Source organism: Brevundimonas sp. (genome assembly GCF_032055285.1).
GTDB lineage: Bacteria > Pseudomonadota > Alphaproteobacteria > Caulobacterales > Caulobacteraceae > Brevundimonas.
Genome location: NZ_DAMBRE010000001.1, coordinates 567,012 through 587,841, shown reverse-complemented (window position 1 = coordinate 587,841; position 20,830 = coordinate 567,012). Strand labels below are relative to the sequence as shown.

At 70.1% G+C, this 20,830-nt stretch carries 18 protein-coding genes; 3 read left to right on the top strand and 15 right to left on the bottom strand.

Annotated features, from left to right (window positions below; translation table 11 throughout):
- Positions 1-43: 43 nt before the first annotated feature.
- The 7 genes from hisF to RTY13_RS02920 form a co-directional block, all read right to left on the bottom strand.
- Positions 44-811 carry an imidazole glycerol phosphate synthase subunit HisF gene (gene hisF, locus RTY13_RS02950; protein WP_312781013.1) on the bottom strand — a complete coding sequence of 256 codons (768 nt, stop codon included), beginning with the start codon at positions 809-811 and terminating at the stop codon, positions 44-46.
- The gene (gene hisA / locus RTY13_RS02945) at positions 801-1,559 is read right to left on the bottom strand and encodes a 1-(5-phosphoribosyl)-5-[(5-phosphoribosylamino)methylideneamino]imidazole-4-carboxamide isomerase (protein WP_312781011.1); all 759 of its coding nucleotides are present in this window, start codon (positions 1,557-1,559) and stop codon (positions 801-803) included. The genes hisF and hisA overlap by 11 nt, the downstream gene beginning before the upstream one ends.
- Positions 1,556-2,158, bottom strand: a complete 603-nt coding sequence (gene hisH, locus RTY13_RS02940) for an imidazole glycerol phosphate synthase subunit HisH (RefSeq protein ID WP_312781010.1) — start codon at positions 2,156-2,158, stop codon at positions 1,556-1,558. Before hisH ends, hisA begins: the two co-directional genes overlap by 4 nt.
- Positions 2,159-2,312: 154 nt before the next feature.
- A complete protein-coding gene (hisB, locus tag RTY13_RS02935) occupies positions 2,313-3,746 on the bottom strand; it encodes an imidazoleglycerol-phosphate dehydratase HisB (protein WP_312781009.1) in 1,434 nt (477 codons plus the stop codon).
- Between the two features lie 175 nt (positions 3,747-3,921).
- Entirely contained in the window at positions 3,922-5,229 is a 1,308-nt protein-coding gene (gene hisD / locus RTY13_RS02930) for a histidinol dehydrogenase (RefSeq protein ID WP_312781007.1), read from the bottom strand.
- Positions 5,229-6,110, bottom strand: coding sequence for an ATP phosphoribosyltransferase (gene hisG, locus RTY13_RS02925; protein WP_312781005.1), 882 nt, complete (start codon positions 6,108-6,110; stop codon positions 5,229-5,231). The genes hisD and hisG overlap by 1 nt, the downstream gene beginning before the upstream one ends.
- Positions 6,111-6,119: 9 nt before the next feature.
- Complete coding sequence (locus RTY13_RS02920) at positions 6,120-6,416, bottom strand: YerC/YecD family TrpR-related protein (RefSeq protein WP_409450272.1); 297 nt, start codon at positions 6,414-6,416, stop codon at positions 6,120-6,122.
- A 106-nt stretch (positions 6,417-6,522) separates the two neighbouring features.
- Here RTY13_RS02920 and RTY13_RS02915 point away from each other — a divergent pair, with 106 nt between their 5' ends.
- The 3 genes from RTY13_RS02915 to RTY13_RS02905 all read left to right on the top strand — a co-directional run bounded on the left by RTY13_RS02915 (position 6,523) and on the right by RTY13_RS02905 (position 10,891).
- Positions 6,523-7,734 carry an FAD-dependent oxidoreductase gene (locus RTY13_RS02915; RefSeq protein WP_312781003.1) on the top strand — a complete coding sequence of 404 codons (1,212 nt, stop codon included), beginning with the start codon at positions 6,523-6,525 and terminating at the stop codon, positions 7,732-7,734.
- A gap of 129 nt (positions 7,735-7,863) precedes the next feature.
- Complete coding sequence (locus RTY13_RS02910; protein WP_312781002.1) at positions 7,864-10,131, top strand: TonB-dependent siderophore receptor; 2,268 nt, start codon at positions 7,864-7,866, stop codon at positions 10,129-10,131.
- 82 nt (positions 10,132-10,213) lie between these two features.
- Positions 10,214-10,891: a Fe2+-dependent dioxygenase gene (locus RTY13_RS02905; RefSeq protein WP_312781001.1), complete on the top strand. Its 678-nt coding sequence runs from the start codon at positions 10,214-10,216 to the stop codon at positions 10,889-10,891.
- A 199-nt stretch (positions 10,892-11,090) separates the two neighbouring features.
- Here RTY13_RS02905 and RTY13_RS02900 read toward each other — a convergent pair whose 3' ends face one another.
- The 8 genes from RTY13_RS02900 to murC all read right to left on the bottom strand — a co-directional run bounded on the left by RTY13_RS02900 (position 11,091) and on the right by murC (position 20,798).
- Positions 11,091-12,464 carry a sulfite reductase subunit alpha gene (locus RTY13_RS02900; RefSeq protein ID WP_312781000.1) on the bottom strand — a complete coding sequence of 458 codons (1,374 nt, stop codon included), beginning with the start codon at positions 12,462-12,464 and terminating at the stop codon, positions 11,091-11,093.
- Positions 12,465-12,466: 2 nt separating this feature from the next.
- Positions 12,467-13,573, bottom strand: a complete 1,107-nt coding sequence (locus tag RTY13_RS02895; RefSeq protein ID WP_312780998.1) for an FAD:protein FMN transferase — start codon at positions 13,571-13,573, stop codon at positions 12,467-12,469.
- A complete protein-coding gene (locus tag RTY13_RS02890; RefSeq protein WP_312780996.1) occupies positions 13,543-14,337 on the bottom strand; it encodes a DUF4198 domain-containing protein in 795 nt (264 codons plus the stop codon). Before RTY13_RS02890 ends, RTY13_RS02895 begins: the two co-directional genes overlap by 31 nt.
- Positions 14,338-14,349: 12 nt before the next feature.
- Complete coding sequence (locus RTY13_RS02885) at positions 14,350-14,865, bottom strand: DUF2271 domain-containing protein (protein WP_312780994.1); 516 nt, start codon at positions 14,863-14,865, stop codon at positions 14,350-14,352.
- Positions 14,866-14,888: 23 nt separating this feature from the next.
- Positions 14,889-15,554 carry a PepSY-associated TM helix domain-containing protein gene (locus tag RTY13_RS02880; protein WP_312780992.1) on the bottom strand — a complete coding sequence of 222 codons (666 nt, stop codon included), beginning with the start codon at positions 15,552-15,554 and terminating at the stop codon, positions 14,889-14,891.
- Between the two features lie 64 nt (positions 15,555-15,618).
- Positions 15,619-17,649, bottom strand: a complete 2,031-nt coding sequence (locus tag RTY13_RS02875) for a TonB-dependent receptor domain-containing protein (protein ID WP_312780990.1) — start codon at positions 17,647-17,649, stop codon at positions 15,619-15,621.
- Between the two features lie 41 nt (positions 17,650-17,690).
- Positions 17,691-19,292: an ATP-binding protein gene (locus RTY13_RS02870; RefSeq protein ID WP_312780989.1), complete on the bottom strand. Its 1,602-nt coding sequence runs from the start codon at positions 19,290-19,292 to the stop codon at positions 17,691-17,693.
- Between the two features lie 117 nt (positions 19,293-19,409).
- Complete coding sequence (gene murC, locus RTY13_RS02865; protein WP_312780987.1) at positions 19,410-20,798, bottom strand: glutamate ligase domain-containing protein; 1,389 nt, start codon at positions 20,796-20,798, stop codon at positions 19,410-19,412.
- Positions 20,799-20,830: the final 32 nt, after the last annotated feature.

Here is a 20,830-nt window from a genome sequence, read left to right as displayed (position 1 = left end):
TCCTGGGTCCCCGCCTCCGCGGGGATGAGCGGGAGGAGGGCGTTCATATCCTCACCTCCACCCCGACCTGATCCAGGTAACGCTTGAGATCGGGAATCGCGATCGCGCCCGAGTGGAAGACGCTGGCGGCCAGGGCCCCCGACACGTCTGCGTTCAGAAACACGTCGCGGAAATGCTCGACCACCCCGGCCCCGCCTGAGGCGACCAACGGAATGGTCAGCCGTCGCCGCGCCTCGGCCAGTTGTTCAAGGTCATAGCCGCGCCGCACCCCGTCCTGATCGATGCAGTTCAGCACGATCTCTCCGGCGCCGAGGTTCTGCGCCTCGACGATCCAGTCCATGGTCAGCCGGCCGGCGCCGCGCCGGGCGTCGGGATCGCCGGTGTATTTGTGCACCCGCCACGCGCCGTCCTGAAAGGCGCTGTCGACGCCGACGACGACGCACTGCCGCCCCAGCCGCGCGGCCATCTCGCCGATCAGTTCGGGACGCTCCAGGGCGGGGGAGTTGATCGACACCTTGTCGGCCCCGTGGTCGAGACAGCGCGCCGCCTGCTCCACCGTGCGGATGCCGCCCGCGACGCAGAAGGGGATGTCCAGCAGCCGGGCGATGTCCTGCACCCAGCCATAGTCCAGCGTCCGCCCCTCGGGGCTGGCGGTGATGTCGTAGAAGACCAGTTCGTCGGCGCCCTCATCGCGATAACGCGCGGCCAGTTCGGCGGCGTCGCCCATGTCGACGTGGCCCTCGAACCGCACCCCCTTGACCACCCGCCCGTCCTTGACGTCGAGGCAGGGGATGATCCGTCTAGCGGTCATTGGCTGAAATCGGGGTCATGGCCACGGCCCGGACGGCTTCGGCCACGGTGAAGCGACCGGCGTAGATGGCGCGTCCGGTGATGGCCCCGGCGCAGCCGATGACCTTGGCGGTGGTCAGGTCGTCCAGACTGGCGATCCCGCCTGAGGCCTGAATCGCCAGATCGGGGCGCCGTGCGATGGCCTCGGACAGCAACTCCCGGTTCAGACCGGTCAGGGCGCCGTCGCGCTCGACGTCCGTGATCAGGATATGACGCAGCATGCCGACCGGATAGCGATCCAGCACGCTCCACAGATCCACGCCCGACGACTGGGTCCAGCCCTTCAGCGCGGGCACGGGCAGGCCGTTCTCGTTTCTGACGTCCAGGGCCAGGGCGATGGCCTCGGGGCCGAACTGCTCCAGCCATTTCAGCACCTGATCCGTGTCGGTGACCGCCAGCGAGCCGATGACGACGCGGCTGATTCCGGCGCTCAGCAGGTGCTCGATATCCTTGGCTGAACGCACGCCGCCGCCCGACTGGACCTTGATGTCCACGGCCCGGGCCATGTCGCCGATCAGCCCATACTGGCGCGCCTCGCCCGCCTTGGCCCCGTCCAGGTCGATGACGTGGATCCATTCCGCCCCTTCGGCGGTGAAGGCCGCCATCCGGTTGGCGGGATGGGAGTCGTAGCGGGTCACGTGATTGAAATCGCCGTGCAACAGGCGAACCGCATGGCCGTCGATCAGGTCAATGGCGGGATAGATGATCACGCGGGCAACTCCAGGAAGTTCTTCAAGATACGCGCTCCGGCCTTGGCCGACCGTTCCGGGTGGAACTGGCAGCCCCAGCGGTTGCCCATGTTGACCACGGCCGGCACAGCCAGGCCATAGTCGGCGGCGGCGAGGGTCGCCGGGCCGTCGGGGCAGACGAAGCCGTGGACGAAATAGGCCCAGTCGCTGTCCCCAACCCCCTCCAGCAGCGGATCGGGACGACGGATGGTCAGTCGGCTCCAGCCCATGTGCGGCGAGGGCCGCGACGGCGCGGGAAGGATGGCCTCGACCCGGCCGGGGATCAGGCCCAGCAGGTCGGCGCCCCCATCTTCCGCGCTGGTCTCGAACAGCAGCTGCTGACCCAGACAGACGCCCAGCAGCGGCCGCTGGAACCGCCGCAAGGGCTCGACCAGGCCGAGCGCATTCAGCCGCTGCATGGCGTAACCCGCCGCCCCGACGCCGGGCAGGATGACCCGCTCGGCCTCGTCCAGATCGGCGGGATCGGCGCTGATCCGCACCCGCGCCCCCAGCCGCTCCAGCGCGAAGCGCACCGAGGCGACATTGCCCGAGCCGTATCCGATCAGGGTGACGTTGCTCATCTATGTTCACCGCTCATCCCCGCGGAAGCGGGGACCCAGTGAGAGCCACGCACGCCGCCCTTGGCTTCAATGCGGTTGAGACAGCCGCCGTCGCGCGTGCAGCCAAAGGACTGGGTCCCCGCCTCCGCGGGGATGAGCGGAAAGGAAGGAACCATCACAGCACCCCCTTGGTCGACGGCACCACGTCGCCCTCGACGCGGATGGCCTGACGCAGGGCGCGGCCCAGGGCCTTGAACACGGCCTCGGTCTTGTGGTGGTCGTCGTCGCCGGTGACGCGGACGTGGATGGCCGCGCCGAGGTTCTCGGCCAGCGAGCGCACCACATGGGCCGTCAGGTCGGTGCGGTAGTCGCCGATGAAGGGGGTCGCAAACGTCCCCTCGAACACCGGATAGGGCCGCCCCGACAGGTCGATGGAGATCGACGCATTGGCCTCGTCCATCGGCAGGACGAAGCCATAGCGGGCGATGCCCTTGCGCTCGCCCAGCGCCTGCTTCAGCGCCTGACCCAGCGCAATCGCGCTGTCCTCGATGGTGTGGTGCGGATCAGTGTGCAGGTCGCCCTCGCACGACAGGCGGATCGAGAATCCGCCGTGCGCCGCCACCTGTTCGATCATGTGGTCGAAGAAGCCGACGCCGGTGTGGATCGTCACCGGCCCGGCGCTGTCCAGATCGACGGCGCAGACGATGCGCGTCTCTTTCGTATCACGCACGGCCTGACCGACGCGGGTGCGCCGGACTTTCGGAGCGGCGGCGCCGAGGGCGACCAGCAGGCGGTCGTTGACCTCCGGCTTCAGCGCGACGGGCAGGCGCACCCGATCGCCCGCCGCATCGGCGCTCAGGCCATAGCGGCGCAGGTCAGCGACGACGGCCGCGGGATCGGACGGCCGGGCGATGATCACCGGACCGACCCCGGCCTCCAGCGGCATGACGCGCGACAGGGCCTCGGCGACGCGGGCGCGCTCGCGGCGCACCCCGTCGATGCGCTCGGCGGTTTCGATCATCCGCGACGGGTCCAGGGCCTGCAGGGCCAGCCGCACCGAGACCTCGGGCAGGGCGTAGGGCTCCAGCACGCCGGCCAGCCGCGCCAGGGTTGGCGCCTGCGCTGCGGCCGCCCCGACTCGCGCCCCGGCCAGGCCATAGGCCAGCGACAGGCTGCGCAAGACGATCAGGTTGGCGTGGTCCTTCACGACGCTCGCGGCGGACGGGCCTTCCGCGAACTCGACCAGACCCTCGTCCACCACCAGCAGGGCGGGGGCGACGCGCTCGGCCATCTCGGCCACGGCCTCGGGTGAGCCCAGGGCGCGGATCACCACGGCGGCGGTCTCGGCCCCCTCCGCCGGACGGGCGTAGAGCGCGGCCAGTCCCAGATAGGGCTCCGCGTCCGGCGCCTGAACTTTCAACCCGTCGCGGGCGGCCAGACGCCAGACCAGCTCCAGCCCGTGCGTCAGGCCGCGCACCGGCAGCACCTGATCGGCGGCGACGCCGTAGAGCTTGGCCAGTCGCGTGCCCAGCGCGGTCGGGTCGGACGGATAGCGATCCAGACCTTCGCCGCCTAACACCAGCGGCGGATAGGGGGCGGGCAGGGTCACTGGCGATCCTCCCCTGCGCAGCGGGGGCGGGGGACCATGCGCAGCATGGTGGAGGGGGCGGAAACGGGCATGCCGGCGGAACAGGCTTCCAAAGGGCGCGACCAGAGCCGCCCCCTCCACCGCCTGCGGCGGTCCCCCTCCCCCGTAGAACGGGGGAGGATCAAGATGGGGGCGCTCATCCTTCGGTCCTCAGATCGGCCGCCCGCGCGTGGGCCTCCAGCCCCTCCATCCGCGCCAGACGGGCGGCGACGGGGGCCAGGGCGGCGGCCCCGGCCTGCGTCACCGTCTGCACCGACATGGTGGTCATGAAGCTGGCGGTGGTGACGCCGCCCAGCGTCCGCGCCCCGCCGTCGGTCGGCAGGACGTGGCTGGGCCCGGCGGCGTAGTCGCCGAGCGTCTCGGCCGCCCATTGGCCGACGAAGACCGCGCCGGCGGCGGTGATCTTGTCCACCAGCCGCTCGGCCTCCTCGGCCTGGATCGACAGGTGTTCGGGGCCATAGAGGTTGGCCACGGCGCAGGCCTCGGCCATGTCGGCCACGCGGATGGCGCGGGCCTGCTCCAGCGAGGCGCGGGCGATCGCCGCACGGGGCAGGCTCTCCACCTGACGCTCGACCTCGGCCACGATCTCGTTCAGGGCGGTGCCGCTGTCGGACACCAGCAGAACCTGGGCGTCGGCGTCGTGCTCGGCCTGGCTCAGCAGGTCGGCGGCGACGATCTCGAAGTCGGCGTCGCGGTCGGCGATGACCAGCAGCTCCGACGGCCCCGCCGGCATGTCCTGCGCCGGCCCGTTCGGCAGGCTGGACGCATAGCGCTTGGCCTCGGCCACATAGGCGTTGCCGGGACCGAACAGCTTGTCGACCGGTTCGATCACGCCCGCCTCCAGCTCGACGCCAAACGTCAGCGCCGCGATGGCTTGCGCCCCGCCCAGTAGCCACAGTTCGTCCAGACCGGCCTCGGCGGCGGCGACGATCATGGCCGGGTGGACCGAGCCGTCCTTCGACGGCGGGGTGACCGCCACGCGCCGCCCGACCCCGGCCACGCCCGCCGGAATGGCCAGCATCAGCAAGGACGAAAACAGCGGCGCCGTGCCGCCGGGCACATAGAGACCCGCCGAGTCGATGGGGCGCCAGACCAGCCTGGACTTCACCCCCGGCGTGGTTTCGATGAAGGCGGTGTCCTCGGGCCGCGTCGCCGCGTGGAAGACGCGGACGTTGTCGGCGGCGACCCGCAGGGCCCGCGCGGCGGCGGGCGGCAGGTCGGCGCGGGCCTCGGCGGCGGCCTTCTCGGTGATCGCCACCCGGCGCGGCGCGGCGCCGTCCAGCCTGATCGCCCAGTCGGTCACGGCCTGACCACCGCGCGCCTGCACGTCGTCGAAGATCTCGCGCACCACGCTGGTGACGAAGCCCTCGGTGCGTTGCTGCGGGCGGGCCAGCGCGGCCTGACGCTCGCCTGCGTCCAGCTTGTTCCAGTCGATACGCTTCATCACATCATCTTCTCGATCGGCAGGACCAGGATGGCCGAAGCCCCCGCCGCCTTCAGCTTCTCCAGCGTCTCCCAGAAGACGGCTTCCTGACAGACGGCGTGGACGGCCACGGCGTCGTCGCGGCCCGACAGGGGCATGACGGTGGGCGAGCCGGCACCCGGCAGGATGGCGGTGATCTCCGCCAGGGCCGAACGCGGCGCGTTCAGCATGACGTATTTGGCGCCTTGCGAGGACACGACGCCGGCCATCCGCTCGATGATGGAGTCCAGCAGGTGCTGCAGGCCCGCCTCGGGCGCGGTCGGCGACTTGATCAGCACCGCCTGGCTGTCCAGCACGGTTTCCTTGGCGATCAGGCCGTTGGCCTCCAGCGTCGCCCCGGTCGAGACCAGATCGCAGATGGCCGAGGCTAGCTTCAGCCGGGGCGCTACCTCGACCGCCCCGCGCATGGTGACGATGTCGGCGCGCACGTCGCGGTCGTTGAGGAAGCGACGCAGGACCTTCGGGTATGAGGTGGCGATGCGCAGACCGTCCAGCGACTGCGGCCCGGCGAAGTCCAGGCTCGGCGGCACGGCGATCTTCAGCGTGCAGCGGCCAAAGCCCAGCGGCATGACCACCTCGGCGTTCGGCCCGCCGTTCCTGACCTCTTCCAGCACGTTCTCGCCGACGATGCCGAGGTCGCAGACCCCGTCCGCCACGAAGGTCGGGATGTCGTCGTCGCGCACCCGCAGCAGGTCGATCGGATAGTTCTCGATCCGGTACAGCAGCTCGTTGTTGCCCTTGACGACGCGCAGACCCGCGTCGCGGACCAGGTCGAGGCTGCGTTCGGCCAGACGGCCGGATTTCTGGACGGCGATGCGAAGCCGCCCCTGCACGGTGCTCATGATCTCAACTCAGGCTTTCAGTCTGTCCAGCACCAGGCGATAGCCCTGATACGGCATGTCCTTCAGGGAACGCGCGACGCGGACCACGGTGGTCGGGCTGGCCGAGGCCTCCACCGCGATCTCGCGATAGGTCTTGTCCCCGCCGTCCAGCAGCCGCGCCACCTGCCACCGCTCGGCAAAGGCGCGCAGCTCGGCGGGAGTGCAGAGGTCGGACAGAAAGGCGTCGGCCTCCGCCCGCGTCTGCAGCGAAAGCAGGGCGTCCAGCAGGGCGGTCTTGGCGGCGTCGGTGCTCATGGCGCGTTCCATTATGCTGTAACAATGGAACGGTCAAGCGCCGCTGCTGTCTCTCCTCCCCACGCGAGTGGGGAGGAGAGAGTAGCCGCTACGCTCGATCCGTCCTATCTCCGCTTTCATGACCAAGGTTCTGATTATCGGCGCGGGACACGCGGGGGGCTCGGCGGCGGCGCTGCTGAGACAGTATGGCTTCGAGGGCGAGATCGTCCTGGCGGGCGAGGAGGCGGCGGCGCCCTATCAGCGGCCGCCCCTGTCCAAGGCCTGGCTGAAGGGGGAGGCGGGTCTGGAGGACCTGCTGCTGCGCCCCGAGAGCTTCTACGTCGAGCAGAAGATCGACCTGCGCACCGGCGTCACGGCGACCGCCATCGACGTGGCGGCCAGGACCGTGACCTTCGCTGACGGGGCGCTCGAGGCCTACGACATCCTGATCCTGGCCACCGGTTCGACCGCGCGTCGTCTGGCCATTCCGGGCGCGGATCGCTCTGACCTGTTGGAACTGCGCACCCTGGAGCATGCCGAACGGCTGAAATCCGTGCTGGCGCCCGGCAAGCGGCTGGCCGTGGTCGGCGGCGGCTATGTCGGGCTGGAGGCGGCGGCTTCGGCCCGCGCCCTCGGCGCCGAGGCGGTGGTGATCGAGCGCATGGACCGGGTGCTGGCCCGCGTGGCGTCCGAGCCTCTGTCAGCCTTCTTCACCGACCTGCATCGCCAGCACGGCGTCGAGATCCTGACCGGCGCCGAGGTCGCGGGCTTCGAGGACGGCGGCGTGCGGCTGGCGGACGGATCCCTGATCGCGGCCGATGCGGTGCTGGTCGGTGTCGGCGCCCTGGCGCGCGAGGCCCTGGCGCGCACCGCCGGCCTGGCCTGCGAGAACGGCGTGGTGGTGGACGAAAGCGCCCGCACCAGCGACCCTTCCATCTACGCCATCGGCGACGTGACCCATCGGCCCATTCCCGTGCACGGCGGACGGATGCACCGGCTGGAAAGCGTGCCCAACGCCCTGGAGCAGGCCAAGCAGGCCGCCGCCGCCATCGTCGGCCGCGCGGCCCCGGCGCCCGAAGTGCCCTGGTTCTGGTCTGACCAGTATGACGTCAAGCTGCAGATCGCGGGCCTGCCCTTCGACGCCGACCGTCAGGTGGTGCGCGGCGATCCGGCGACGGGCAGCTTCGCCGTCTTCCACCTGAACGGCGACCGCATCCTCTGTGTCGAGGCGGTGAATGCGCCTGCCGAATTCATGGGCGGGCGCCTGTTGATCGGCAAGGCGACGCCGGTGGACGCAGACCTCCTGGCGGACCCTGCGACCTCGATCAAGGCGGTGACGAAACCAGCCTGAGGGCGCGGTCATGACGCCAGTGTGACATCTGTGCCGCAATTGCGATTTAGTCGCAGGAGTCAGATTGTCGCACCCGAAAAAGCTGATATTGCGAGCCGGTCTCAACATTAACCGACTGGCTCCTCCCCCATGTCCGACGCTCGCTCCTCCGCCCTCAAGGCGCTTCTGTTCGCTTCCAGCGCCGCCGGCATGCTGTGCGCCGCGCCCGCCATGGCGGCTGACGAAGCCCCGATCGCCACGGCGGACGTGACCCAGGACGCCACCACCCTCAGCGCCGTCGACGTGCACGGCCAGCGCGTGAAGCGCGAGCCCAAGGATCCGCAGTTCGTCGCCCCCCTGGTCGACACGCCGCGCTCGGTCACGGTGATCCCGCAACAGATCATCGAGCAGACCGCCGCCACCTCGCTGCAGGACATCCTGCGCACCTCGCCGGGCATCACCTTCGGCGCCGGTGAAGGCGGCCAGCCTCTGGCCGACCGGCCCTTCATTCGCGGCCAGGCTTCGGGCAACAACATCTTCGTCGACGGCATCCGCGACACCGGCGGCCAGCAGCGCGAAGTCTTCAACCTGGAGCAGGTCGAGGTCATCAAGGGGCCGGACTCGGTCTATTCGGGTCGCGGCTCGGGCGGCGGCAGCATCAACCTCGGCTCCAAGGCTCCGCGCCTCAGCGACTTCACCAACGCCTCGATCGGCGCCGGTACGGATTCCTATGTGCGCGGCACGGTGGACTTCAATCGCCAGCTTTCGCAAACGGCGGCCCTGCGGCTGAACCTGATGGTCGGTCAGGGCGACATCGCCGGTCGGGATGCGGTCGACTTCGACAAGTGGGGCGTCGGCGCCTCGTTCGCCGTCGGCCTCGGCACGGACACGACCCTGACGGCCAGCTACTACCACCTCGACAGCGATCAGATGCCTGATTACGGCATCCCGCTCTACACCAAGCTGGCGGGCGCCACGGGCCCGCGTCCGGACGCCTCGGGCGTTCTGGATGTCCCCTATGACAGCTTCTACGGCCTGACGGCGCGCGACTATCTGACCAATACGGTCGACTCGGTCACGGTCACCCTGGAGCGCCAGCTGACCGAGAACCTGAAAATCCGCAACGTCACCCGCTACGCCGAGACCCTGAACGACTATGTCGTCACCAACCCTGGCGACGGCGGTACGGCGCAGCAGATCAACGGCGTGTGGTGGATGAAGCGTGGTCTGAAGTCGCGCTGGAACCCCGCTGACACCCTGGCCAATGTCACGGACCTGACGGGTTCGTTCCAGACGGGCGGTCTGAAGCACAGCTTCAACCTGGGCCTCGAGCTGTCGTCCGAGAAGAACGACAACGCCTCCTACACCGTCACGACGCTCACCGGCACGGCCTGCCCGGCGCCCCTGACCGGCCTGGATTGCACCCAGGTCTATAATCCGAACCCCAGCGACCCCTGGACGGGTACGAAAACGCGCGGTCTGGTCAGCTCGACCGATACCCAGTCGACCGGGATCTATGCCTTTGACTCGATCAGCTTCGGCGAGAAGTTCATCGTCAACCTGGGCCTGCGCTGGGACGACTACTCGGTCGACGCCACCAACGCCTCGGGCACGGTGACGGCGCCTGATTACACCTCGGTCCGCTCGGACTGGGACTTCGTCAACTATCAGATCGGCGCCGTCTACAAGCCGACCGCCAACACCAGCATCTACGCCTCCTACGCCACTTCCTCGACGCCCCCGACCATCTCGGCCGGCGATCAGAACGGCGGCACGGGCACGGGCACGGGCAACCTGGCCACGACCCTGCTGGATCCGGAAGAGACCGACAGCTTCGAGATCGGCGCCAAGGCCAACCTTTTCGGCGACCGCCTGGCGCTCAGCGGCGCCCTGTTCAAGACCGTGCGCAAGAACGCCCAGATCCAGGTCGAACCGGGCGTCTATGAACAGGCCGGCGAGGCCGAAGTCCAAGGTCTGGAACTCGGCGTCTCGGGCAATGTCACCGACAAGTGGCAGGTCTTCGGCGGCTACACCTGGATGGACTCGGAGCTGACCGAGGGCGCCTACAACAACGTCAACGTCGGCGACTCCCTGGCCAATACGCCGGAACACACCGCCAGCCTGTTCACGACCTATCGCGTCATGCCCAAGCTGAGCCTGGGCGGCGGCGTCTACTATGTCGGCAAGTCGTTCGGCGGCAATCAGGGCGGCGCTGGCGGCGGCGCCAACCGCGTCTACGCTCCGGCCTACACTCGCGTGGACCTGTTCGCATCGTACGACGTCACCGACCGCGCCTCGCTGCAGCTGAACGTTCAGAACGCGGGCGATGAGGAATACATCATCCGCACCAACGGCGTTCACCACGCCGACGTGGCTCCGGCCCGTTCGGCCATCCTGACGCTGAACGTCCGCTACTAAGCGCTCGCGTTTCGCGCCATCATGTCGGCCCCGTCGTTCATCCGAGCGGCGGGGCCGATGCGTTTTTACCGGTGAGAGAGCCATGCTGCTGCACATCCCCGACGTCTTCACCAAGGCCGAGGTCGCCGCCCTGCGCCGAACCCTGGACGCCGGGCCCTGGGCCGACGGCAACATGACCTCGGGCCATCAGTCGGCCACCGCCAAGAAGAACCAGCAACTGCCCGAGGACAGCGCTCAGGCGCGCGAGGTCTCGGCCCTGATCGTTCAGGCCCTGAACGCCAATCCCATGTTCGTCTCGGCCGCCCTGCCGCACACGATCTTTCCGCCCCTGTTCAACCGCTACGAGGGCGGCGGCGAGTTCGGCGTCCACGTCGACAACGCCATCCGCCAGCGCGGCGACATGCGCATCCGCAGCGACCTCTCGGCCACCCTCTTCCTGTCCGAGCCCGAGGACTACGACGGCGGCGAACTGATCATCGAGGAGCTGTACGGCGCCCAGTCGGTCAAGCTGCCGGCCGGCGACCTGGTCCTCTATCCGTCCAAGAGCCTGCACCGCGTCACGCCCGTCACCCGCGGCGCCCGCGTCTCCAGCTTCATGTGGCTGCAAAGCCTGGTCCGCGACGACGCCGACCGCGAAAGCCTGTTCCGCCTCGACGTGGCCACCCAGCGCGTGAACCTGGACAAGGGGCCGAAGGATCAAGCGGTGATCGAACTGACCGGCCTCTATCACAACCTGCTGCGGCGCTGGTCGGAGGTGTGATCGTGACCCTCTCCCGGCGGGAGAGGGCTTGAGCGCAGCGAGCGTTCTTGCGCGAAAGGGTGAGGGGCTAAGGGTCCAGTCGGCGCAAGCCGCGGCGCGACGGCTCACGCCGACTTCGATGGCGAACCCTCATCCTTTCGCCTGTTCCAATCGCTTCGCTCTTGGAGGCTCAAGCCCTCTCCCAGCGGGAGAGGGATTTCTAGTAAACGTCGCGCCGATACCGCCCGCTGTCGGTCAGCCGCATCAGCCGCTCCTCGCCCAGCGCCGCCTCCAGCGCGGCGTGAACGCCCTTGGACATGCCTTCCAGGCTGCCGCAGACATAGACATAGGCCCCGCGATCGACCCAGTCGGCCATGGGCCGGGCGTGTTCCGCCACCAGCGACTGAACGTAGCGGTTCTCGCCGCCGTCGCGCGAGAAGGCGCGGTCCAGGCGGGTCAGGGCGCCCGAGGCCAGCCAGCCTTGCAAGTCGGCGTCATACAGCGCGTCGTGCGCCCGCGTCCGCTCGCCGAACAGCAGCCAGGCCCCGCCCGTCTTGTCGTGCCGCGCCCGCGCCTTCAGGTGGCCGCGCAGGCCCGCGATCCCCGTGCCGTTGCCGATCAGGATGACGGGGGCCTCCGGCGGCGGGGCGTGGAAGCCGCGGTTGGCGCGCACCCGCATGGCCACCTCGTCGCCGATCTGCACACCTTGCGTCAGCCAGCCCGAGGCCAGGCCCGGCGTGCCGTCGGGGCGGGTCATCAGGCGGATGCAGAACTCGACCCGCTCGTCCGAGGGCAGGGAGGCGACTGAATACTCACGGCTGGCCGGCTGCTCGCCGTCGCGGACGGGAAGGCCGACCTCGGCGATGTCGCCCGCCGCCCAGTCGGGGGCGTGGTCGATCGGTTCAAACGCCAGATGCCAGGCCGCGCCGCCGGGGCTGCCCGCGTTGAGCAGGGTCCGCTCCACCAGACGCCAGCGGTCATAGGCGGGCGGGGTCCAGTCGGGCGCGGCGGTCGAGCCGGTGATCTGGTTCAGCTGATGTTGCCAGTGGCGGATGGCGCCCGCGTCGCCGTTGTCCACCTCGACCCGGTCGAACAGGGTCTGGGCGCCGCCGTCGTCCAGCCAGTCGCCGACCGCACGGCCGAAGCTGCAATAGGCGTCATAGGACCGGTCGCCCAGCGCCAGCAGGCCATAGGACAGGTGCGACAGGTCGGCCCCGGCCTTCATCACCTGCCGCACGAAGCGGGCGGCGCTGTCGGGGGCGTCGCCCTCGCCGGTGGTGGAGGCGATCACCAGCAGGCGCCTTGCCCCCTTCAGCGTCTCCAGATCCAGATCGGCGAACGACAGGGGCCGTGCGCCCACGCCGCCGTCGCCCAGAGCCCGGGCGGTCATCCAGGCCAACTCCTCGCCGAACCCGGTCTGGCTGGCGAAGGCGATCAGCACGGCGTCGTCGCCGGCCGCCTCGGCCAGGGCGTGGGCCTGTTCAGCGGCCTTCCTGGCGGCGGCGCGCACACGCCAGACGGTCAGGCCGATCAGGCCCAGCCACAGGATCAAAGCAACGCCGGCCCACAGCCAGCGGGACAGGTCGGCGGTCACGGTCAGGCTTCTTCTTCGTCCATCATGGCGGCGAAGGCGGGCGTCATCCGCTCGAGCAGGCCGCGCGGCGTGCGTTCGACGAAGCAGGCGGCGATCTGCATGGCCTCGGCGAACTCCGGCCCGTCATAGGGGCCGAGCACGGTCAGGGCGGTGGCGAAGGCGTCGGCGCGCATGGCCGAGGCGTCGAACACCGTCACCTGCGCCAGACCATTGTCCACCGGCCGCCCGGTCGAACCGTCGATGGTGTGCGGATAGAGGCGCTCTTCATGCACGAAGGCGCGGCGCCAGTCGCCCGATGTGGCCACCGCCACGTCGAACAGGGCCGCCACCGTATGCGGCGCGGGCGACCCCGGCACGGCCTCGATCTCGACCCACCAGGGCTGGGCGTCCGGCTTGACCCCGCGCCCCAGAAGCTCGCCGCCAATCTCGACCAGATGCGAGGTTGCGCCCATCTCGGTCAGGCGCGTGGACACCCGGTCCACGGCGTGACCCTTGGCGATGCCGGAAAAGTCCAGCTTCATGCCCCCGGTCTGCACCGCCGCCCGCGCGTCGCGGTTCAGCCTCAGCTTCTGCCAGCCCGACACCGCCAGCGCCGCCTCGACCTCCTCGGCGGAGGGCAGGGGATGGAGCGGATCGCGCGGCCCGGGCGGGCCGAAACCCCACAGATCGACCAGGGCGCCCAGCGTCGGATCGACCGCGCCGTTGACGTCGTCGGCCAGGTCCAGCGAGGCGTTCAGCAGGCTCCAGAACTCGTCCGACAGCTTCCACGTCCCGGCGGGCGCATTGTTGAAGCGGCTGATCTCGCTGCTGGGCGTCCACGGGCTGAACAGGGCGATGATGCGCGCCAGCTCTTCCTCGATGGCCGCCTGAAAGACGTCCTGCGTGGTCCCTATTGGCGGGACCAGACGCACCGACCAGGTGGTGCCCATGCTTTCCCCCGCCAGCGACCAGATCAGGTCGCTGGGCGGCCGCTCGGGCGCCTGTGCGCTCGGCGGGATCAGGACGCGGGTGTCCTGACGGCCTTCCACCAACGCTCCGAGCTGGAGCGGCGGCGGGGCCGAACTGGACTTCTTGACGGTCAGGGCAGGACTTCCAGCGCGCCGTTCCACGAGGCGTTCGAGCCGGGCTGGCCGTTCACGCCCGCCGTGCGCACCGAGGCGCCCAGCCAGTAGAGGCCGGCTTGCGGCCAGGTCACGCTGAAGGCGCCGTCAGCGCCGGTCTTGACCGTGATTTCTTCGGGATTGTCGCGGTAGCGGGTGCCGCCGCGCGCGATGGTCACCTCGACGCCTGCGGCCGGCTGGCCGTCCTTCAGCAGCTTGAAGGTGGCGGCTTCACCGGCGGCCAGGTCGTTCGGGTGGGTGACCGGGGCCAGTTCCAGACCCTTGCCGACGATGGCCAGATCCGTGGGCTCGCCCAGGGTCACGAAGGTCTCGGTGCGGCTGTCGGTGCGCGTGGCCTGAACCTCGGTGGCGTCGGCCGGGATGGCGGTGGCGAAGTCAGCCTCGGCGCCGCGCCAGCGCTTCTGTTCGCCGCCCTGCTTGTAGCTGGCCATGAAGCCCGAGCCGACATTGGCGATGCGATAGGTGCCGGGCTTCGACAGGTGCAGGTCGAAGCTGGAGCGGTACTTGGCCTGCATGACGTTCTCGGCCTGGGCGGTCGAACCGTCCGGGGCGGTGATGGTCAGACCGGCCAGGCGCATGGCGGCGTGGTCGGGGATGAAGACCCCGTTCGACATGCCGGCGTCGAAGCCGACCCAGGCGTCGTTGCCCGACAGGACGGTCGAGGTCGGGGCCAGCCAGGCGCGGTGCGCCTGGGCCGAGAGCGGGGCGGCCAGAACGGCGGCCAGAGACAGGAAGGCGAGCGTCTTTTTCATGATCTCAGGTCCTTAGCGGGTCACGGCGACGCGAACGGCGCCCAGTTCGGTGGAGCCGGTTCCGGCGGCGGTGTTGGCGCCGCCCCAGCGGAAGGGCACGCGGACGACCTCGCGGCCGCCCAGTTCACGGGCCGCCTCGACGACGATGTTGTATTGGCCGGCAGGCAGGTTGCGCAGGCGGGCGGCGGGCACGGTCACGGCGTGACGGCCGGGGGCCTTGGTCGGGCCGGACACGCCGTCAGCGGGCATGGTCATGGCGCGGCCGCCCTTGCGCCACCAGGTGCGCAGGTCCTTCAGCCAGTCCTTGCCGTCGCCCTCGTTGTTGCGGGTCTGCTGGTACCAGACGGCCAGGGTCTGGGCCGTGGTCTGGTCCGGCTTCTCGATCCACACGGCCACATAGGGACGGTGATAGGAGGCGCTGGCGATGCGCGGCAGCTCGACGTTCACCGTCAGATCGGCGGCGTTGGCGACGGCGGGCGCAGCGGCGGCGAGGCCGGCGGCGGTCAGGACGAGAGGAAGCTTACGCATGGGGAGGCTCGTCAGTTGAAGGATCAATGGATGAACAGAAGGGCGATAACGACGGGAATGAGCAGACCCAGGGCCACGATGGGCCAGGTCGAGGGACGGCCGCGGGCGTGCAGCCACAGCAGGGCCAGACCGGTGACGGAGAAGATCACGCAGGCCACGGCGAAGACGTCGATGAACCAGTACCAGACCTTTCCGGCGTTCCGACCCTTGTGCAGGTCATTGAGGTAGGCGATCGCGCCGCGCGTGGTTTTCTCGTGCACGGCCTCGCCGGTTGAACGGTCGATGGTCAGCCATCCGTCGCCGCCGGGCGTGGCCAGGGCGACATAGATTTCATCCGCCGTGGTCTCGGTCGGCTTGCCGTCCACCTGAACCTTGAAGGCTTCGGCGGCCCAGCGCGCCACGGGGGCAGGGACCGGGTCGGTGGTTTCTTCGGGGAAGTCGGCCAGACGCGCCAGCAGGGGCGCGGGCAGGGTCGCCGTCGCCTCCTTGGTCACCGGCTCGGCCGGGATCTGGGCGGCGTGGTTGAGGGTGATGCCGGTCGCCGCGAACAGGATCATGCCGACCAGGCTGACCGCCGCCGAGATCCAGTGCCAGCTGTGCAATTGCTTCAGCCAGAACGACCGCTTGGCGTTCAGCGCCGCCTTGGGTTTCGCGACGGTCTTGGCGGGATTGGCTGCGGCTTCGGTCACAACATGGCTCTGCCACAGTGTGCGAACGATTTGCAATGCCGTTTAGGCGTCTGAATGTCGCGGTTCAGTAGGTCAGCCGCACGCCAGCGCTGAACGAGCGCGGCGGGCCGAAGCCTTCGACTCCGTTCCCGGTCTCCGAGACCTCGACCTCGGCGTCGAACAGATTGTCGGCGGCCAGCCACAGCGAGGCCGTGTCTTTGACCCGCCAGTCGGCCCGAAGGTCCGCTGTGACGGCGGCGCCCAGGACCCGGCTGTTCAGGTCGTCCTCGAAGCGTTTGCTCTCATACCGGGCGCGGGCGCTCAGGCTCAGGCGCTCGCTGGCGCGCCAGTCGATCCCGGCTGCGGCGCTCCAGATCGGGGCCTGGGCCGGGCGCAGGCCGGTCAGTTGCGGCGCGGCCGATCCGCCGTCCATGCGGGCGTCGGTGACCGAGACGGCGCCGGTCAGGTCGAGACCGCCGCGTAGCGTTTGACGGGCGCTGATCTCGACGCCGGACGCCTCGATGGTCCCGGCGTTCCGGCGCTGGCGCAGCACCCCGCCCGCCGGGACAAAGCCCGCGCGGGGGAAGGTCGTTGGGCCTTCGCCGATGGTGACGTTGACCACGGCGTCCTCGATCCGGTTCCAGAACAGGGTGGCGCTCAGCGCCGAGATCGGTCCCTCGAACGCCAGTCCCGCCTCGATCCCCCGCAGGGTCTCGGGGACCAGGGCCGCATTGGCCTCGGTCAGGTCGTTGCCGACGCGGAAGGGCCGATGTAGCTCGTTCAGGGTGGCGGGCCGGAAGCCGGAATAGGCCGCGGCCCGCGCCGCCCAGCCGCCGCCGATCATGCGCCGCGCCGCCAGCCGCGCGCTGACCACCTCGCCGGAACGCTCGGGATCGGTCTCGTCCAGCGTCGCCGCCCCGGTGGCGAGGTCGCGCTCCAGCCGCCGCCCGTTCCGGTTTTTCCAGCCGTCCAGACGCAGGCCGCCCGCCACCAGCCAGCGCCCGGTCTCCCACGACCCTTCGCCGTAAATCCCCGCCACCGAGGTCTCGCCCCCGGCGATGCGGTCGCGGGTGAAGGCCCCGGCCATGTAGCGGAACCGTTCGTGCGTCTCGCCTTCGTTGAAGCGGGCGTCGGCGCCGACCTCCCACGCCAGCCGCCCGCCGCCGACCTGGCGCTCGGCCCGGCGCAGGGCGGCGTTCAGGCCCCAGCCCGTCGCGGGCGTCTCATACTGGTCGTTGGCGGGCGTGGTCGTGGCCCGATCCGCCGCCACCGCGACCGAGCTATTGGCCAGATCGCTCTCGCGCCGCCAGGCCTGCAGCCGCCAGCCGTAGTCGCCCTCGGTCGGACGTTTGGCCGCCGTGGCCGACAGCACATGACCGCTGGCCGTGGCCCGCGCCCCCGCCAGGCCCGAACCGCGTTCCTCCTCATAGGCCGCTGCGCGTAATGATAGCGCCGCCTCGCCCAGTGGAATGTCGGCGCGCAGCGAGGCGCTCTTCGCCTCCAGATCTAACGGCGCATCCGCCGCCCCGGCGGCCGCCCTGCGCACGGGGACATAGCCGTCGCTGGTCTCATACAGCGCCGATCCGGTCAGCCGCATCGGGCCGGCGTCGACCCCGCCCGACCCCGCCAGCCGCGCGCCGCCACGCTCGCCGATGGAGGCGTCCAGCACCCCGCCGCGCTCGCGCTCTCTCAACTGGATCACGCCGATCAGCGCCCCCGCGCCATAGGGACCGGCCCCGGCGCCGCGCACGATGTCGAGGCTCTCGACGCTCTCGGTTGGAACCTGGGACCAGATCACCCAGCCGCCGAAGGGGTCGTTCAGCGGCACGCCGTCCAGTGTCACCAGCGTCCGCCCCGCCCCCGACGGGGCGATGGCGCGAAGACTGATCCCCTGGGTTGTCGGATTGGCCGCCAGGCTAGAGGTGCGCCGGAACAGAGACACCGCCGGAACCGTCGCCAGGGCCTCATCCAGCCGCGTGGCAGTGGATAGCGTCTCCTCGCCCAGACGGATCACCGAAAACGCCGCCTCGCCCGCCGCCGGGGGCAGGCGGGCGGCGGTGACGATCACCTCGTCGAGGGTGGTGGTCGGGGCGGCGGGGGGCGTGTCCTGAAGCATCAGGCGGGACCATAGCCCAGCGCCCGCCCGGTGGCGCGCCCTTAAGCCGCCACGGCTGTCGCATGACGCGACAGGGCCAGTCGGATGGCGTTCAGCAGGGCGTCGGGCTGGATCGGCTTCTGCGCCACCCCGTCCATGCCCGCCGCCAGATACTCGGCCTCGTCGCGCGGGTCGGCGTTGGCGGTCAGGGCCAGGATGGGCACGGCGGAGGCCGCGCCGGGCAGGGCGCGGATGGCCCGCGTCGCCGCCACCCCGTCCATCACCGGCATCTTCACGTCCATCAGGATCAGGTCGAAGGGGGCGATGGTCGCCCGCTCCACCGCCTGTCGCCCGTCCTCGGCGGTCTCATGGGTGCAGCCGAACAGCTCCAGCACCTTGCCCGCGACGAAGCGGTTGGCGGCGTTGTCGTCCACCACCAGGACATGCAGGGTCTCATGCGCGGTGGGGGCGGCGGTCCGCGCCTCAAGGCTGCGCGCGTCGGCCGCGGCCAGCGGCAGGTGCAGGTCGAAACGGAAGCGCGCCCCGCCGGCGGGCGACCGCTCCAGCGCCAGCGTCCCCTCCATCCGCTCGACGATCTGGCGGCAGATGGCCAGGCCGAGACCCGCGCCCGCGCCTTGCCTTCCCGCCTCGCCGGTATTGAACGGCTCGAAGATGGCTGCCGCCGCCTCGTCGCTGACGCCGGGACCGCTGTCGTCCACCACGGCGTCCAGCCGCACCCGACCGTCGTCCAGCCGCGTGGTCAGGCTGACCTCGACCGCGCCGGCTTGCGTGAACTTCAGCGCATTGCCGATCAGGTTGTTCAGCAGTTGCTTCAGCCGCATCTCGTCGCCGACGACCCAGCGTGCCGCGGCTGTCTCCGTTGTCACCGTCAGGCGCAGGGCCTTCTCCTCCGCGCGCGGCCGCCACAGGGCCGACAGGTCGGCGGCCACCGCGTCAAGGTCCAGCGGCGCCGGCTCCAGCGTCAGGATGCCCGCCTCGGCCCGCGACATGTCCAGGGCGTCGGTCAGCAGGCGCAGCAGGCTGTTCCCCGAATCCAGAATGGTGCGGACATAGGGGCGCAGCGAATCTTGAGTCAGTTCGCGCTCCATCAGGGCGGCCACCCCCAGCACGCCGTTCAGCGGCGTGCGGATCTCGTGGCTCATGACCGCCAGAAACTCGGACTTGGCGCGGCTGGAGGCGCGGGCCTCGGCCTCGGCGCGCACCAGATTCTGGGCCAGTTGGCTCATGGCCTCGGCGCGGCGCTTGTGGATGGCCACGCCCGCCTGCAGCACGTGCAGCCCCGCTCCGACCCCGACATAGCGCCCGCGCGACACGACGATGAAGCCCTTCAGCAGGGCCCCCAGCCCCGCCGCGTCCATGTTCTGGAACAGGACGTCGGCCGAGGCGTCGGCCTCGACCAGCAGAGGCTTGGGCTCCATCAGGGCCGAGACCGGGCGGCGGGCATAGAGGGCGCGACCGAACTCGGCGGCCATCTTCAGGGTGAAGGCGTTGCGCTCGATCAGGCCTATGGGGCGACCGTCCTCGTCCACCACGGCGATGACCAGGGTGTCGGGCTCGGCCTGAAACCGGTCGAAGGCCTCGGCGCCGAAGGCCTCGGGCGCCATGGGCGGCGCCGTCTCGACGAAGTCTCCGATCCTGGCCATCCTGACGCCCCTTCCGCGTTTTGCGAGAGCGCAGTTAGGCGGGCGGCGCTTAACAGCCGATTTGCCGAAGGTGAATGTTTTACAAGGACAATTTGACGATTGCTCCGGGCGCGGAGCTTAAAGCCGGGCCAGCAGCTCCGCCGCGAAGCTCGACAGGCTGTCGTCGCGCGCCCCCATGACCACCACCCGGTCGCCGGGCTGCGCCAGCTTCACGATGCGGTCGCCGCAGTCGGCGCGTGTGGCCAGCGCCTCGGCCTGACGCCCCTCGGCGCGCACGCCCGCGGCGATGTCCTCAGACCCCACGCTGCGGTCGGTGGTGCCGCCGTAATAGACCGGCTCGGGCATCAGCAGGATGTCATGCTCGCGCATCAGGCCAGCGAAGCCCTCGATGAACTCCCGCTGCATCAGCTTCAGCGGGCCGAAGCCGTGCGGCTGGAACAGGATCAGCAGCCGCCCGTCAAAGGCGTGCAGGGTCTTCAGGGTGGCGGCGATCTTGTCCGGGTTGTGGGCGAAGTCGTCGATGACGGTGACGCCGTTCTGGCTCCCCACCACCTCGAGGCGCCGCCGGATGCCGGCGAAGCTCTCCAGCGCCGCGACGGCCGCATCCACTGACACGTCCAGGGCCTTGACCGCGCCGAGCGCCGCCAGGGCGTTGGCGACATTGTGCGCGCCCGGTACGTTCAGCACGACCGGGCGCGGGGCCTCGCCGCGCACCCGCAGCTCGAAACTCATGCCGGTCGGCAGGGGCTTGAGGTCATGCGCCGACAGGTCCGCCTCTTCCTCGCCGAGCGCGAAGGTGATGGCCTTGCCGGCAGGCAGGGCCTGCGCCAGGGCCGCTGTCTCGGGGTTGTCGAGGTTCAGCACCGCCGTCGTCGCCCGACCGACGAAGCCGCCGAACAGGTCGCGCAACTCCTCCATCGACTTGTGGTCCAGCGAGATGTTCGAGACCACGGCGACGGTGGCGTCATAGCGGGCGATGGAGCCGTCGCTCTCGTCCACCTCGGCCACGAACAGGTCTGGTCCGCCCACCAGGGCGCTGGCGAAGGGATGATCCGCATCGGCGAAATTCTTCATCACCGCGCCGTTGACCACGGTGGGCTGGCGTCCCGCCTGATCCAGAATCCAGGCCACCATGCCGGTGATGGTCGACTTGCCGCTGGTCCCGGCCACGCCGATCGAGGTCGGGGCGGCGTTGAACAGTTCGCTCAGCAGCTGGGGCCGGGTCTTGATGGTGGCGTCGACGCGTTTGGCCGCGCCGATGTCCGGCACCGTGTCCTCGACCGCGCCGGTGGCGACGACGATCTGGTCCGCGCGGGTCACGCCCGATCCGTCCTGCGGGTGCAGGGCGACGCCGTGGGCGCGCAGCCAGTCGAACTTGTCCGGCGTCCGGCCCTGATCCAGCGCCCGGTCCGAGCCCGCGATGCGGTTGCCCTGCGCCTGAACGATCATGGCCAGGGGCAGCATGCCGGACCCGCCGACGCCGCAGAAGAAATAGTCTTTGTTCATCGGCTTGATTTTGACGCGCGAAACCGGGGAAT

What these genes read in the sequence shown, in the direction of transcription:
- hisF (WP_312781013.1), bottom strand. Translation starts at nt 811, where the DNA reads ATGACCGCTAGACGGATCATCCCCTGCCTCGACGTCAAGGACGGGCGG.
- hisH (WP_312781010.1), bottom strand. Translation starts at nt 2,158, where the DNA reads ATGAGCAACGTCACCCTGATCGGATACGGCTCGGGCAATGTCGCCTCG.
- hisD (WP_312781007.1), bottom strand. Translation starts at nt 5,229, where the DNA reads ATGAAGCGTATCGACTGGAACAAGCTGGACGCAGGCGAGCGTCAGGCC.
- hisG (WP_312781005.1), bottom strand. Translation starts at nt 6,110, where the DNA reads ATGAGCACCGTGCAGGGGCGGCTTCGCATCGCCGTCCAGAAATCCGGC.
- RTY13_RS02920 (WP_409450272.1), bottom strand. Translation starts at nt 6,416, where the DNA reads ATGGAACGCGCCATGAGCACCGACGCCGCCAAGACCGCCCTGCTGGAC.
- RTY13_RS02915 (WP_312781003.1), top strand. Translation starts at nt 6,523, where the DNA reads ATGACCAAGGTTCTGATTATCGGCGCGGGACACGCGGGGGGCTCGGCG.
- RTY13_RS02910 (WP_312781002.1), top strand. Translation starts at nt 7,864, where the DNA reads ATGTCCGACGCTCGCTCCTCCGCCCTCAAGGCGCTTCTGTTCGCTTCC.
- RTY13_RS02905 (WP_312781001.1), top strand. Translation starts at nt 10,214, where the DNA reads ATGCTGCTGCACATCCCCGACGTCTTCACCAAGGCCGAGGTCGCCGCC.
- RTY13_RS02890 (WP_312780996.1), bottom strand. Translation starts at nt 14,337, where the DNA reads ATGAAAAAGACGCTCGCCTTCCTGTCTCTGGCCGCCGTTCTGGCCGCC.
- RTY13_RS02885 (WP_312780994.1), bottom strand. Translation starts at nt 14,865, where the DNA reads ATGCGTAAGCTTCCTCTCGTCCTGACCGCCGCCGGCCTCGCCGCCGCT.
- RTY13_RS02875 (WP_312780990.1), bottom strand. Translation starts at nt 17,649, where the DNA reads ATGCTTCAGGACACGCCCCCCGCCGCCCCGACCACCACCCTCGACGAG.
- RTY13_RS02870 (WP_312780989.1), bottom strand. Translation starts at nt 19,292, where the DNA reads ATGGCCAGGATCGGAGACTTCGTCGAGACGGCGCCGCCCATGGCGCCC.
- murC (WP_312780987.1), bottom strand. Translation starts at nt 20,798, where the DNA reads ATGAACAAAGACTATTTCTTCTGCGGCGTCGGCGGGTCCGGCATGCTG.